At 54.2% G+C, this 13,370-nt stretch carries 18 protein-coding genes; all 18 read left to right on the top strand.

The window, feature by feature from the left end:
• Window positions 1–2: 2 nt before the first annotated feature.
• Window positions 3–629, top strand: a complete 627-nt coding sequence (locus CPH57_RS15340; protein WP_096242520.1) for a glycoside hydrolase family 19 protein — start codon at window positions 3–5, stop codon at window positions 627–629.
• Window positions 626–1,045 carry a DUF2570 domain-containing protein gene (locus CPH57_RS15335; protein ID WP_096242519.1) on the top strand — a complete coding sequence of 140 codons (420 nt, stop codon included), beginning with the start codon at window positions 626–628 and terminating at the stop codon, window positions 1,043–1,045. Before CPH57_RS15340 ends, CPH57_RS15335 begins: the two co-directional genes overlap by 4 nt.
• A 128-nt stretch (window positions 1,046–1,173) precedes the next feature.
• A complete protein-coding gene (locus CPH57_RS15330; protein ID WP_076740621.1) occupies window positions 1,174–1,524 on the top strand; it encodes an HNH endonuclease in 351 nt (116 codons plus the stop codon).
• Between the two features lie 329 nt (window positions 1,525–1,853).
• Window positions 1,854–2,291: a phage terminase small subunit P27 family gene (locus CPH57_RS15320; RefSeq protein ID WP_076740788.1), complete on the top strand. Its 438-nt coding sequence runs from the start codon at window positions 1,854–1,856 to the stop codon at window positions 2,289–2,291.
• A complete protein-coding gene (locus CPH57_RS15315) occupies window positions 2,291–4,021 on the top strand; it encodes a terminase large subunit (protein WP_096242517.1) in 1,731 nt (576 codons plus the stop codon). Before CPH57_RS15320 ends, CPH57_RS15315 begins: the two co-directional genes overlap by 1 nt.
• A complete protein-coding gene (locus CPH57_RS24420) occupies window positions 4,018–4,179 on the top strand; it encodes an LPXTG cell wall anchor domain-containing protein (RefSeq protein WP_150130716.1) in 162 nt (53 codons plus the stop codon). The genes CPH57_RS15315 and CPH57_RS24420 overlap by 4 nt, the downstream gene beginning before the upstream one ends.
• The gene (locus CPH57_RS15310; protein ID WP_096242516.1) at window positions 4,169–5,395 is read left to right on the top strand and encodes a phage portal protein; all 1,227 of its coding nucleotides are present in this window, start codon (window positions 4,169–4,171) and stop codon (window positions 5,393–5,395) included. Before CPH57_RS24420 ends, CPH57_RS15310 begins: the two co-directional genes overlap by 11 nt.
• Window positions 5,388–5,987 (top strand): HK97 family phage prohead protease, encoded by a 600-nt coding sequence (locus tag CPH57_RS15305; RefSeq protein WP_046687483.1) that lies wholly within the window; start codon window positions 5,388–5,390, stop codon window positions 5,985–5,987. Before CPH57_RS15310 ends, CPH57_RS15305 begins: the two co-directional genes overlap by 8 nt.
• Window positions 5,988–5,996: 9 nt before the next feature.
• Window positions 5,997–7,235, top strand: coding sequence for a phage major capsid protein (locus CPH57_RS15300; RefSeq protein ID WP_096242515.1), 1,239 nt, complete (start codon window positions 5,997–5,999; stop codon window positions 7,233–7,235).
• 84 nt (window positions 7,236–7,319) lie between these two features.
• Window positions 7,320–7,613, top strand: a complete 294-nt coding sequence (locus CPH57_RS15295; protein ID WP_231922809.1) for a head-tail connector protein — start codon at window positions 7,320–7,322, stop codon at window positions 7,611–7,613.
• A 9-nt stretch (window positions 7,614–7,622) separates the two neighbouring features.
• The gene (locus CPH57_RS15290; RefSeq protein WP_096242513.1) at window positions 7,623–7,952 is read left to right on the top strand and encodes a phage head closure protein; all 330 of its coding nucleotides are present in this window, start codon (window positions 7,623–7,625) and stop codon (window positions 7,950–7,952) included.
• Window positions 7,939–8,328, top strand: coding sequence for a hypothetical protein (locus CPH57_RS15285; protein WP_096242512.1), 390 nt, complete (start codon window positions 7,939–7,941; stop codon window positions 8,326–8,328). The genes CPH57_RS15290 and CPH57_RS15285 overlap by 14 nt, the downstream gene beginning before the upstream one ends.
• Entirely contained in the window at window positions 8,325–8,729 is a 405-nt protein-coding gene (locus tag CPH57_RS15280; RefSeq protein ID WP_096242511.1) for an HK97-gp10 family putative phage morphogenesis protein, read from the top strand. The genes CPH57_RS15285 and CPH57_RS15280 overlap by 4 nt, the downstream gene beginning before the upstream one ends.
• A 34-nt stretch (window positions 8,730–8,763) precedes the next feature.
• Window positions 8,764–9,219, top strand: a complete 456-nt coding sequence (locus CPH57_RS15275) for a hypothetical protein (RefSeq protein ID WP_033655098.1) — start codon at window positions 8,764–8,766, stop codon at window positions 9,217–9,219.
• Between the two features lie 5 nt (window positions 9,220–9,224).
• Window positions 9,225–9,479 carry an immunoglobulin domain-containing protein gene (locus CPH57_RS15270; RefSeq protein ID WP_231922808.1) on the top strand — a complete coding sequence of 85 codons (255 nt, stop codon included), beginning with the start codon at window positions 9,225–9,227 and terminating at the stop codon, window positions 9,477–9,479.
• A 9-nt stretch (window positions 9,480–9,488) separates the two neighbouring features.
• Window positions 9,489–9,848, top strand: coding sequence for a phage tail protein (locus tag CPH57_RS15265; RefSeq protein ID WP_096242509.1), 360 nt, complete (start codon window positions 9,489–9,491; stop codon window positions 9,846–9,848).
• Window positions 9,849–10,080: 232 nt separating this feature from the next.
• Window positions 10,081–13,029, top strand: a complete 2,949-nt coding sequence (locus CPH57_RS15255) for a phage tail tape measure protein (protein WP_096242507.1) — start codon at window positions 10,081–10,083, stop codon at window positions 13,027–13,029.
• Window positions 13,029–13,367 (top strand): phage tail protein, encoded by a 339-nt coding sequence (locus CPH57_RS15250; RefSeq protein ID WP_033655100.1) that lies wholly within the window; start codon window positions 13,029–13,031, stop codon window positions 13,365–13,367. Before CPH57_RS15255 ends, CPH57_RS15250 begins: the two co-directional genes overlap by 1 nt.
• Window positions 13,368–13,370 lie beyond the last annotated feature (3 nt).

Raw genomic sequence — 13,370 nt, 5'->3', positions numbered from 1 at the left:
CTATGACACAAAACGACTTTCAACGGGCGGCAGGTATTAGCGCCGGGTTAGCTGCGCGCTGGTATCCGCACCTGCTCGTAACGTTTGCAGAATTCGGCATCAACAAGCCGTTAGAGCAGGCGATGTTTATCGCTCAAATCGGCCATGAGTCGAACGGCTTCACGGCCAAAGTCGAGTCATTCAACTACAGCGTTGATGGCTTGATCGCTACATTCGGCCCCAAATCGAAAGCCAAGCGGTTGACTGACTATCAGTGCCGGATGTTGGGGCGTACAGCCCAGCAGCCAGCCAAGCAGGAAGCTATTGCCAATCTGGTCTACGGCGGAAGAATGGGTAACAGCGCCAGCGGCGACGGCTGGAAGTATCGCGGACGTGGGCTGATGCAAACGACCGGCCTGAAAAATTACATGGCTTGCGGCCCGGCGCTGAAGCTTGACCTTGTTGGTCATCCTGAGCTGTTGGAAGAAGACCTGAACGGCATGCGTTCGGCTGGCTGGTACTGGAAAGCTAACGACTGTGGCCGCAACGCTGGTGATGTCGAGTTGACAACGCGGCGTATTAACGGCGGGACTAACGGCCTGCAGGACAGGAGCGAACGCTTCGAACGTGCTTGCAAGGTGCTGTTATGAGCTGGCGCTGGTGGTGGGATGTAATCATCAAAGCGTGGCCTCTGCTGGTGGCGCTGCTGGCCGCAGTGCTGGTGCTCTACACGCTTTCTCTGCGCGATGACCTGGATAAATCCAAAAGGGACAACGGCGCGCTGGTAGAAAAGCTGGATACCAAAGACGCTGCGCTGGTGGCGATGAAACAGGCTTCCGACGCTGACAGACAAGCGAGCGCCGCGCAGTTGGAAAGAGAGCGGAAACTGAGGGGAAAGGCTGATGCAGAAAACAAAGCGTTGCGCGAGGCTCTGGACGCGAGCGGCTGTAGCAACAAGCCTCTGCCTGGTGCTGCTCTCAACATCCTGCGCGGACAGGCCAAAGCCGCAGAGCACGCAGATGATATACGTCCTGCCGCCAGCGGTGCTGTTGCAACAGTGCGATGACGCGCCGTTTACCGGCACAACGTTCGGTGATGCAGTGACAGCGCTGCACGCCAAGCAGAGCGAAATGAAGGTGTGCGCCTCACGCATGGAGGCGTTAATCAAGTGGGCGCAGAGCGCCGGGAGATAGCATGCCACCGAGAACACCGAAAGCATGCCGCAAACGTGGATGCCGAAACACTACGACAGACCGCTCTGGCTACTGTGAAGAACATCAGAACACTGGCTGGGAGAATCACCAGCAAGGCAAGAGCAGACACCAGAGAGGATACGGCAGCGACTGGACAACCAGGCGTAAGCGTATCTTGAAGCGTGACAATCACCTGTGCCAGGAATGCTTGCGCAATGGGCGCGCCGTAGCTGCTACTACCGTAGACCACATTAAGGCCAAGGCGCATGGCGGAACCGATGACGATACGAACCTTGAAAGCCTGTGCTGGCCATGCCACCGCAAGAAGACCGCCACGGAGAGACTGCGATGAGCTACCAACGCTGCACATTCTGCGGCTCACAGCTGCATACGCGCGCGAACTGCCCGCATACCCACAGCGGCTCAGCCAGGCGCGCAAACCTTAGCTGTGGTTACTGTGGCGGCTCTGGGCATACCTCCAGCGCTTGCCCGCACAACGCCAGCAGCGCACGACGTCGGCAGGTCAACGACGATTTCTATCTCGATTAAGCCAGGGGGAGGGGGGGGGGATAAAATCTCTACCCCTCTCGACCTAAAGTACCGCCGCTTCCGGTAAATTTTTACGCGCCCAAAATAAGGATTTTTTTTCCGGAAGATTTTGCCTATTAATTGGAGGGCTTTATGCCATCAGCGGTGCGCTCTTCAGGTGGCGGACGTAAACCCAATTTACCCGTCGGCAGGAAGAGCAAATTAACAAGGATTGCCCCTCCGTCAGAACTGATGGGGGATATCGCAATTCGTCTCTGGAAAACACAGAGCAAGATTTTAATTGAGCGTGGAGTTTTCGAGCTGGAAGATGCGCCGATCCTTTTGGCTTACTGCAACGCGTTTCATTTGATGGTTGAGGCTGAAAACGTTATTGCGAAAGACGGCCTGACAGTATCAAGCGAAATGGGCGGTGAGAAAAAACACCCCGCTGTTAACGTAAGAAATGACTCTGTTTCGCAAATCGCCCGTCTGGGTTCACTCCTTGGGTTAGACCCGCTCAGCCGTATTCGAATGACGAGCGGCAAAAACGACCCGGACGATGAAGGGAACGAATTTGATGAGTTTGATTGATGGCTACATATCCGAACGTCAATGCAGCGAACCAATATGCGCGGGACGTTGTTGGCGGGAAGATTCTGGCTTGTCAGTTAACCGTCCTCGCTTGCCAGCGACATCTTGATGACCTGGAGCGCGCTAAAGATCAGCGGTGGCCTTACCGCTTCGACAAAAACAAGGCCGAGCGATTTCTCCGGTTTTCGCAAAAAATGCCCCACACCAGTGGTGAGTGGGCGCGTCGGAAACAGCGTATTGAGTTTGAGCCGTGGCAAAAGTTCGCGTTAGGTGTGCCATTTGGGTGGGTGCGCAAAGACAGCGGCTTCCGCCGGTTTACTGAAATCTATATCGAGGTTCCTCGAAAGAACGGTAAATCGGCAATTGCCGCAGCGGTCGGTAATTACATGTTCTGTGCTGATGGTGAGTACGCGGCGGAAGTTTACTGCGGCGCGACAACAGAAAAGCAGGCATGGAAAGTGTTTGCTCCCGCACTGGCAATGGTAAAAAAACTCCCGGCGATGCGGAATAAATTCAGTATCAAGCCCTGGGCAAAAAAGATGACGCGCCCGGACGGTTCAATTTTCGTCCCTGTCATTGGCGACCCTGGCGATGGGGACTCCCCATCATGTGCGATCATTGATGAATATCATGAGCATGATACTGATGCCCTGTACACGACAATGACAACCGGCATGGGCGCGCGCGAACAGCCCATGACGTTAATCATTACGACTGCTGGTTTTGATATATCGTCCCCATGTTACGAAAAACGGGCACAGGTTGTTGAAATACTCAAGCGTATAAGAGAAGGCGGAGAGAATGAATCCATCTTCGGTATTATTTATACAATTGACGATGATGATGATTGGACAAAACCAGAGGCTTTGATAAAGGCCAATCCTAATTATGGTGTTTCGCTGAAAGAAGGATATTTAAAAAGCAAGCAATTACTTGCTATGTCTACGCCAAGCCAGACAAATAAAATACTGACCAAACACTTTAATAAGTGGGTGAGTTCTAAAGCTGCTTATTACAACCTGCAAAAGTGGATGGGTGCGGCAGATAAAAGTCTCAAGCTATCTGACTTCTCTGGTGATGAGTGCTATTTGGGGATTGACCTTGCTTCCAAGCTTGACCTTAACGCTGTGGTTCCCGTGTTCCGTAGAGAGATTGACGGACTAAGCCATTATTATTGTGTTGGCCCTATGTTCTGGGTTCCTGAAGATACGGTTTATTCCACTGACCCTGCACTAAAAACGGTGGCGGAGCGCTATCAATCGTTTGTAAATCAGGAAGTATTGATCCCTACAGATGGAGCCGAGGTGGATTATCGAGTTATTTTTGAGGCTATTTTAAAATTACGTGAAACCGTAAAAATAGCCTCGTGCCCGATTGACCCCTATGGAGCAACCAGTATTTCTCATATGTTGGCGGATGAAGGTCTAGAGCCAATAACGATTACTCAGAACTTCACAAATATGAGCGACCCTATGCGTGAAATTGAGGCTGCAATAGCTGCCGGGAGATTCCACCACGATGGAAACCCGCTTATGACGTGGTGTATTTCAAACGTAGTGGGTAAACACCCGCCTGGCAGTGATGACATTGTTCGCCCCATCAAAGAAGGGAATGGCAACAAAATTGATGGTGCTGTTTCCCTGATGATGGGGTTAGGGCGTGCATTGTTGAATGAGCCGCGTGATTTCCTATCGACTCTCGACCCGGACGAAGACCTGGTATTCCTATGAAAACACTGATTATCGATGCTATCGGGCTGACTGGCCTCGGCCTGCTGGTGGGCGGAATTTACCTGCAATTTGGCACGGCAACCGCATTGCAGTCTGCCGGAGCTGCTCTGTTGGCATTTGCGCTTATCGCCGCCAGGAGGAGGAAACGTGATACTTGACGCGCTATTCCGTAATGAACCGCTGGAAAACCCGGCAAACCCGATCACCGCTGAAATGGCCGAAACTGACGGTATTTTCAACTCTGATGTATATGTCAGCCCAGAAACGGCAATGAAGTTGGCGGCGGTTTATTCCTGCATTTATGTGCTGGCCTCAAACGTTGCGCAGATGCCGCTTCATGTTATGCGAAAGGATGGAAATACCGTTTCACCCGCCCGCGATCATCCTGTTTTTTATTTGGTTCACGACGAACCAAACGAGTGGCAGACAAGTTACAAATGGCGCGAGTTGAAGCAGCGCCATGTTTTGGGCTGGGGTAACGGTTATACCCGCGTGCATCGTTCCCGGCGTGGTGAAGTGACTGAGCTGGAAGCCTGTATGCCGTGGGAAACCACCTTGTTAAAAACCGGAGGCCGCTATACCTACGGACTTTATAACGAGGAAGGGAGTTTTGCCGTCAGTCCTGACGACATGATCCACATCCGCGCATTGGGTAATAACCAGAAGATGGGCCTAAGCCCAATCATGCAGCATGCCGAAACGATAGGTATGGGGATGAGCGGGCAGAAGTACACCAGTTCATTTTTCAGTGGCAACGCCAGACCGGCGGGGATCGTATCTGTTAAAGGCGACTTGAAGCCGGAAGGGTGGGACCGTTTAAAGAAACTTTGGCAAAAAGCGGCGGTGGCGCTGCGAAGCCAGGAAAACAAAACACTTCTGCTCCCTGCTGATTTGGATTATCAGGCGCTCACTGTGTCGCCGGTCGATGCTCAGCTTATCGACATGATGAAGCTGAACCGATCAATGATAGCCGGAATATTCAACGTGCCAGCGCACATGATTAACGACCTCGAAAAAGCCACCTTCAGCAATATCACCTCTCAAGCCATTCAGTTTGTCCGTTACACGATCATGCCGTGGGTGGCTAACTGGGAGCAGGAGCTGAACCGACGCCTGTTTACCCGTGCGGAGCGGACGGCAGGCTTTTACGTGAGGTTTAACCTGGCTGGGTTGATGCGAGGCACACCGCAGGAGCGCGCGCAATTCTACCACTACGCGATCACCGACGGTTGGATGAGCCGAAACGAGGCCCGAGCTTTCGAGGATATGAATCCGGTTGATGGGCTGGATGAAATGCTGGTCAGTGTTAACGCGGCAAATCCTACGAAATTCAAACTCAACGATGACACCAAAGAGGACAAGACCGATGAGTGACAGAGAAATGCGCTGTTACACCGGCGAGGTGCGCGCTGAACAGCAGGAAGACCAGCCGACGCGGATTATCGGTTATGGCTCCGTGTTCAACATTCGCTCCGAACCACTCTGGGGCTTTCGCGAAATCATTAAGCCAGGCGCATTCGATGACGTGCTTAATGATGACGTTCGCGGGCTGTTTAACCACGACCCCAATTTTATTTTAGGCCGTAGTACCTCGGGAACGCTCAAGGTTTCCGTTGATGAACGGGGATTACAGTACGACATCGAAGCCCCAGACACACAGACCATTCGTGATTTGGTGCTGGCGCCGATGAAACGCGGGGATATTAACCAGTCTTCCTTTGCGTTCCGCGTCGCCCGCGACGGCGATCGCTGGTACGAGGATGAGGAAGGCGTGGTTATCCGCGAAATCCACAAATTCTCCCGGTTGTATGACGTCAGCCCTGTGACGTACCCGGCCTATCAGGCGGCAGATTCTGCCGTCCGTTCTATGAAAGCATGGCAGGAGGCGCGCGAAAGCGGCGCTGTCACCAACGCCGTAAATCAACGAATGGCGCGCGAGCGCCTGCTGACTCTGCTCAACGCGTAAGGAAAAACTATGTCTGCAACTAAATTGCACGAACTGAAGCAAAAACGTAACACCATCGCCACCGACATGCGCGCACTGCATGACAAAATTGGTGAAAACGTCTGGACTGAAGAACAGCGCACCGAATGGAAGAATGCTCAGGGTGAGCTGCAATCCATCGACGAACGGATCGAGCGGGAAGAATCCCTTCGCTCACTGGATCAGTCGTTTATCGATCAGCAGGAAGAGGAGCAGCGCAAGAAACAGAAAGAAAATCCGAATGGCCAAGACCCGGACAAACGGGCACAAGTATTCGATCGCTGGATGCGCCACGGCCAAGGTGAGCTGAGTGCCGAAGAACGCCAGGCATTACGAGAGCTGCGTGCTCAAGGTACTGCTCCTGACGAAAAGGGCGGGTATACCGTACCGACCCAGTTCCTCAACAAAGTTGTTGAGTCCATGAAAGCCTATGGTGGTATTGCAGGCGTGGCGCAAATTCTCAATACCTCCAACGGCCAGGATATCGCCTGGGCGACGGCGGATGGAACCACGGAAGAAGGTGAACTGCTGGGCGAAAACAAAGCGGCTTCCGAAGAGGATACCGAGTTTGGCGGTGCAACTCTGGGCGCAAAAAAACTGTCGTCCAAGATCATCCGCGTATCAAATGAACTGCTGCAAGACAGCGGTATTGATATGGAAGCCTATCTGGCCAAGCGTATCGCTGAGCGTATCGGCCGCGGGGAAGCACGTTATCTTGTAAAAGGTACTGGCGCAGGTTCACCGCTGCAACCTAAAGGGCTTGAGGCTTCAGTTACCGGCACGGTCAACGCCGCCGCCGCTGACAAGTTCACCTGGAAAGAGATGAACACGCTGAAACACAGCATCGACCCGGCGTATCGCAATGGCCCTAAATTCCGCTGGGCGTTCAACGATGCCACATTGAAGTTGGTGGAAGAGATGGAAGATGGCCAGGGGCGTCCGTTGTGGTTGCCGTCCATTATCGGCGGCGCACCGGCGACTGTTCTGCAGGTGCCTTACGTTATCGATCAGGCTATTGCTGATGTTGGTGCGGGTAATAAGTTCATCTTCTGCGGCGACTTCGATCGTTTCATCCTGCGCCGGGTTACTTATATGGTGCTGAAGCGTCTGACCGAGCGTTATGTCGAATTTGACCAGACCGGTTTCCTGGCGTTCCACCGCTTTGACTGCGTTCTGGAAGATACGGCGGCGATCAAGGCGCTGGTCGGTAAGCCAGCCGCTGGCGGTTAATCAAAACCCGAAAAAACGTTTACCGCTTCGGCGGTTTTTTTATGCCCGCAATCTGGTTATTGGGTTGCGGGCATGGAGCTTGGCATGAAACCTACCATCGAAGAACTGCGTCTCCAGTGCCGCATTGACGGGGGAGAAGAGGACAGTTTGCTGAAAACTTACGCTGGTGCGGCTAAGTCTCGGGCGGAAAATTATATCAACCGCTCGTTGTACGACGAAGAGGTGCCGGAAAGTGATACTGACGGGCTTGTTATTACCGACGACATCAAGTTGGCCATCATGTTGGCGGTGGGCTTTTGGTACGAGAACAGGGAGTCACAGGCGTTGCCATCAGGGTTTAAATCGCTGCTTGAACCCTACCGTTTCATCAATCTGTAGGGGGGCATTATGGAGGCTGGCAAGCTTCATAACCGAATCAAGTTGTTTCGACCCGTAATAATTCGTGACGACAAAACTGGTGCGCCGGTGAAATCCTTCGAATTTGTTATAGAGGTCTGGGCCGATGCGGAGCCGATCTCCAACCGAAAAATTCGCACGGGTGAACAGGGGCAGGTAGTGGAAACCATGCTGTTCACACTGCGGCCACGGGATGAAATTACTGTTGATTGGCAGGTGGTTTTTCAGCAGCGAACTTTTACCGTTCGTGCGCCTGACCGGTCACAACGAGACCGGCTGTTAATTACGGCGGAGGCTGATATTCGTCATGATCGAGTATGAAATCAAAGCGGCACTGGAGGCACTAACGAACCTGCCAGCGTACCCGCTGCTGTTACCTGACCCGGAACAGGAAGGCGTGACGTATCAGAAGATCAGCAACCCGAAAGTTGATACCGGGCTAGCCAGCACGGCACTGATTCAGGGGCGCTTTCAGGTCGCGCTTTATGTCATCGGCGATTACGCGCGCCTCATTGAACTGGATAAGGCTATTTGCGCAGCCTGGGAGAGCATTCAGCACGGGCATATTGGGCGCTGGCCCGTTCAGACAGTGACACGCGGCACGATGCAACAGGGAGCAACCACCCTCACCAACAACAGCGTTCAGTACCGGCTGGTGCGTGATTACGTCATCTGCTACCCGGAGGACGCCACATGATCAGCATAAACGTTACGGGCCTTGATTCTCTGGAGCGCCAGCTAAAGGCGATGGGAGATGAAGCGGTCAAGGTATTGCGAGATGCCGGGCGAGCGGCGCTGGAGCCGGTGCTGGAAGACATGAAACAGCATGCCGGTTTTGATGAGAGCAGCACCGGGCCGCACATGCGGGACGACATAAAAATCCGCAGTACGAGCCGCATGAACGATCCCCGTTATTTGACGGTAATGACATTCAAGGTCGGCCCGAGCAAGAAGCATCACATGAAGGCGCTGGCGCAGGAATTCGGCACGGTTAAGCAGGTTGCCCTACCGTTTATCCGCCCGGCGCTGGATTACAACAAAACCCGCGTATTACGCATCCTGGCGGCAGAACTCCGCTACGGCATCGAAAACCGGTAGCGACCGCTGCCACAATCATTAAGTGAGGGAAATTATGGCTGATAAAACGTCGCCAGAGTACGCCATGCTTCCGGCTGGCACGGTTGTTAAGTGGGGCGCTGTCGGCGCAGCACCGACGGCCATGAAGGCGCTGGTTAACTGTAAGGCTGTGGGCGAGATGGGGCAGACCGGCAGTTTTGTCGATTGCACGACCCTTATCGACACCACAAAGCAATTTATCTCCGACCTGCCGGAAGGCGCGGAGAAGTCGATCGGGTTTATCGACGATCCATCCAATACCGATTTTGCGGCGTTCCTGACCGCAGCGGACAACCGCGAAACCGTTCAGTTCTATGTTGAGCTGCCGAACGGCCGCACCTCCACCTCGATCCTCTCGCTGTCCGGCTGGAAGATGAACGAAATCACCGCTCCGGCGAGTGAAGTCATTCAGATCACGGTGCAAGGCAAGCAGAACAGCAACACCTGGGGAGCTGTGGCCCCAAAGGTGTGATCAGCGTGACTACCCAGCCGAAGAGCGCTGATCTGGCAGTCGGGGGCAATTTGTCCCTGACTGTTGCGGCTACCTCCAGTAACGGCAAGCCCGTTAAATACAAATGGCAGAAAAACGGCACTGACATCAGCGGTGCAACCTCTGCCACTTATACCAAAAACTCAGTTGTGGCGGCGGATGCAGGCGCTTATCGCGTGGTGTTGTCTGCCGAGCGGTCAGACACTGTCAACAGCGCAACCGCAACCGTAACGATTAAGTAAGGACATGGCATGACCCAGAAGAAAATCAACCTCAAGACCGCGCTGCTTCAACCCACCAATACGGCGGTGCCGCACACGCTGTTTGGCGTGCCGGTACACATCCGACGCCTGACCGCCGGTGAACTGATGGATTACGACGAAGGGCTTGGAAAGGCGCAGGCAGAGAGTGACCAAAAGGCAGCAACACTGCTGGGTGCTCAGTTGATCCTCTCTGCACTGGTTGACGAGCAGGGTAAATCAGTACCGGCGTCTGATTTGCCTTCACCGGCGGAACTGCTGGCCGCGCATGATAACGCGGCGTTATTTGATGCAATCCGCGCTATCCAGAACCACAGCTACGGCACGCTGGAGGAAGCCGAAAAAAACTGACCCACTCACCGTGGCTATGGCTGATCTATCAGTTGGCCGATCGCTTCGGTGAGCCAGACGTCAGAAAAATTGCAGCCCTCCCGGCCTCCATTATCCAGCACTGGGAGGCATTCTATTCGCTGGTGGATAAGGCAACGTCCGATACTGCTGCCCCGCCCCCTGTCAATCTGTCAGCCCCTGTCGCATCTGATGTTGATGAACAGTGTGCTGCCGTTGTGCGAGCGCTCATGTAATGGCCGATGTAGCTACTCTGGCGGTAGCGTTGCACCTGAATTCCGCCAGTTTTAAATCTCAAATTGTCGATTCATTCAGAACGGCAGAAACCGCGTCAAAAAACTTTACCGGCAAGGCGCAGCAGGAAAGCCAGAAAACCACCGAAGCGCTGACCCAGATAGGCAATCAGGCGAAGCGCACCGGCGGTCAGCTTAACTCGTTGAGTGGTGCGCTTAGCGCCAGTCAGGGCGGCTTCGAAGGGCTGCGAAGTGTGATCAGCGGCCTGGCTGGTGGGAGTAACATTGCGGTCAGCACGCTGGCCAATACATTAATCCCGACGCTCGACCGCACTTTCATCGGATTTAAGGGGCTGACCAGCGGCTGGGAGGCCCAACGCGAAGCGGCGAAGGCTGCTGCCCTTGAGTTTAACAAGGCGGCACAGGGCCAGATTGAACAGGCGCAATCTGCACGCCAGCAGGCCCAGGCACAGTTCGATGCGGCTAAGCGTACCCGTGAACAGGCTCAAGCATCCCGCGAGCAGGCTCAGGAAATGGCGCGCTTCTATGCGGCAAAAAATCAGGAGAACCAGCTCTACGGCCTTTCGGTCAGCTACCAGAAAGAGTATGCCGACATTCACCGCAAGGTGCGCGAGGCTGATCTTGCCGAGGTCAGCGCCAAGGAGAAAATGGCGCAGGCCTCAAAAGCGGTGCTGGCGGCAGATATTGCCGAATCCCAGGGCAAAACCAATCTGCTTTCCTCCCTGAACCAAATCAGCGTGGCCAACAAGGAGGTTTCCTTTACGGCGCGTGCGGCAGCGGTCAGCACTAACCTGATGAAAAGTGCGCTGGCCCTGCTGGGTGGCCCGGTAGGCTTAAGCATCATGGCGGCGGTTGCCGGTGCCACCGCATTGTATACCGCGTTCCAAAAAGGGGAGGCAGAGACCAAGGCATATACCGCAGCGCTTCAAAAGTCAGGGCTTCAGGCCATTATGACGGTGAATGACCTGCGCATGCTGACGATGACGCTTGGCGGCACAGAGAATGCGGTTAAGGCTGTCACCAGCGCCGCCGGCGCAGGATTCGGTGGCAATATGCTGTCGGACATAGCTGAAACCGGCACACGGATGAACGAGCTGGGTATGTCATCCGATGATCTTGTTTCGACGCTATCAAGCCTGAGCGGTGAACCTCTCAAGGCAATGGAGGCGTTGACCAATCAGGGCGTTCAGCTCAACACCACGTTTATCGATCATATCGCCACGTTGTCCAGGCAGGGCAAAACCAGTGAAGCGACGGCGTTACTTCAGCAGAAATACCTTGATGATGTGAAAGCCAAAGTCACCGAGCAGGAGAACAGCGTCAGCGGCTTGGCGTCTATCTGGACGTCGCTGAAAAATGAAGTGGCGTCCGCGTTCGATATCATCGGTCAGGCACACATGAAAACCGGCCAGGCGCAGGCACTGGCACAGGGCGTTAAGCTGGATATCAGCAACGATACCGCTAACGAGGTGAAGAAAACCAACGAAGAGCTGTACAAGCGGCGGCAACAGGAACAGGAAGCCGCACGTAAAGAGTTAAAGCTACAGAATGAAGTCTCCGCAGCGATTAAGGCTGGTGCTGATCCTAAAAAGGAACAGGCCCGCCTAACGGGTATTGTGTCGGCGCAATTTAAGGCCGGAAAACTGACGGCAGACGAATACGCGCAGGCGCTGAAAGGCATTAACAAGCAGTATGGCGCAAAGTCCAAAGGGGCTGCGTATAGCGATAGTGAAGGGGTAAGGCGTCTGCAACAGTTGCAGCAACAATCCTCAGTGCTGCGCGCACAGGCGCAAGATACCGACAAACTGACCGAATCGCAGAAAAAGCTGGTGGCCTTCGATCAGGAGATAGCAGGCCTTCAGGGTAAGAAGCTGACCGCCGGTCAAAAAAGTCTGTTGTCCATGCAAGACCAGATCAGGGCGCAATTAACCGAGAATGTGGCGCTGGAAAAGGCAAACCGTGAACGTGAGATTGGCAAAAAACTGTTGGAACAAACCCGTAGCCTGGTGATGGAAACGGCCGCGAAACAGCAGGAGTACGCCAACCGTAATGCGCAGATGACCATGTCCACTGATGCCTACGATCAGATGGTGGCTGAACAGCAAATCCGGCAGTCGTTCCAGCAACACCGCTTGCAGCTGGATAAGGAAGTGACGGACAAAACGTCCGAACAGTACATGCAACAGACGGCCATTCTCGCCAGTGAGCAGCAGAGGCAACTCGATATTGTCCGCAATGCTGCGCAGGAAAAAGCGGCTATCGAGGGCGATTACACCGCAGGGCTGAAAAAGGGAATGATGGATTGGTCAGCCAATGCCGGTAACGTTTATGGGCAGGTGCAAGACGCTACCACCCGAACATTTGACGGCATGACCGGTATGTTGGCCAACTTTGTCACCACAGGCAAAGCCAGTTTTAACGACTTCGCCAAGTCTGTCCTGACCGATCTCGCCAGCATGATGATCAAGATGGCGATGTTCAACGCACTGAAAGCCGGAATGAACTTCTTCGCACCCTCCGGCAATGACCCAGGGCAAGTACCGATGTTCGCCAACGCAAAAGGCGGCGTTTATTCGTCGCCGTCACTGAGCGCGTACAGCGGCCAGATCGTCAGCAATCCCACCATGTTTGCGTTCGCTAAGGGCGCTGGCCTGATGGGCGAGGCTGGCCCGGAGGCGATCATGCCGCTCAAACGGGGGGCGGACGGTTCGCTGGGTGTGCGGGCTATTGGTATGCCACAGCAAGCTGCTGCTGCGCCGAACGTCTACATCACGATTGAAGGCAGCGGCAACGTGAATACTCAGGCCGATCAGGGCTGGGAAGAGTTTGGCAAGCAGATGGGCAGCATCGCCGCGCAGGAAAGCCAGAAGGTCATCAACCGGAACCTGAAGCCCGGCCAGCCTATCTGGAAAGCAATCAAGGGGATGTAATGGCCATTCAGACATTCAACTATCCGGCGCGCGTCAATGCCGCCGGTGATACCCGATTTCGTATCAGGAAGGCGCAGTTCGGCGATGGTTATATGCAGGTTTCCGGTGATGGTATCAACCCGATCATTCGCTCATGGGATTTGACCTTTATCGGTAAGTACAGCTACATCACGTCTATCATCGCCTTTCTTGAAGATCATCAAGGGGTGAAGTCATTCCAATGGACACCACCGACCAATGTTCCCGGCCTCTATCGCTGCGAAGGCTATAAGCCTGTTGCAATGGGCGGCGAAAACTATTCACTGACGGCCACGTTTACCGAGGCCTTCCACGTTTAACCG

It is taken from the genome of Serratia sp. JKS000199 (assembly GCF_900215455.1).
Lineage (GTDB): Bacteria > Pseudomonadota > Gammaproteobacteria > Enterobacterales > Enterobacteriaceae > Serratia > Serratia ureilytica.
Note: the sequence above shows the minus strand (reverse complement) of the source record. Positions and strands in the feature narration are given on the sequence as shown.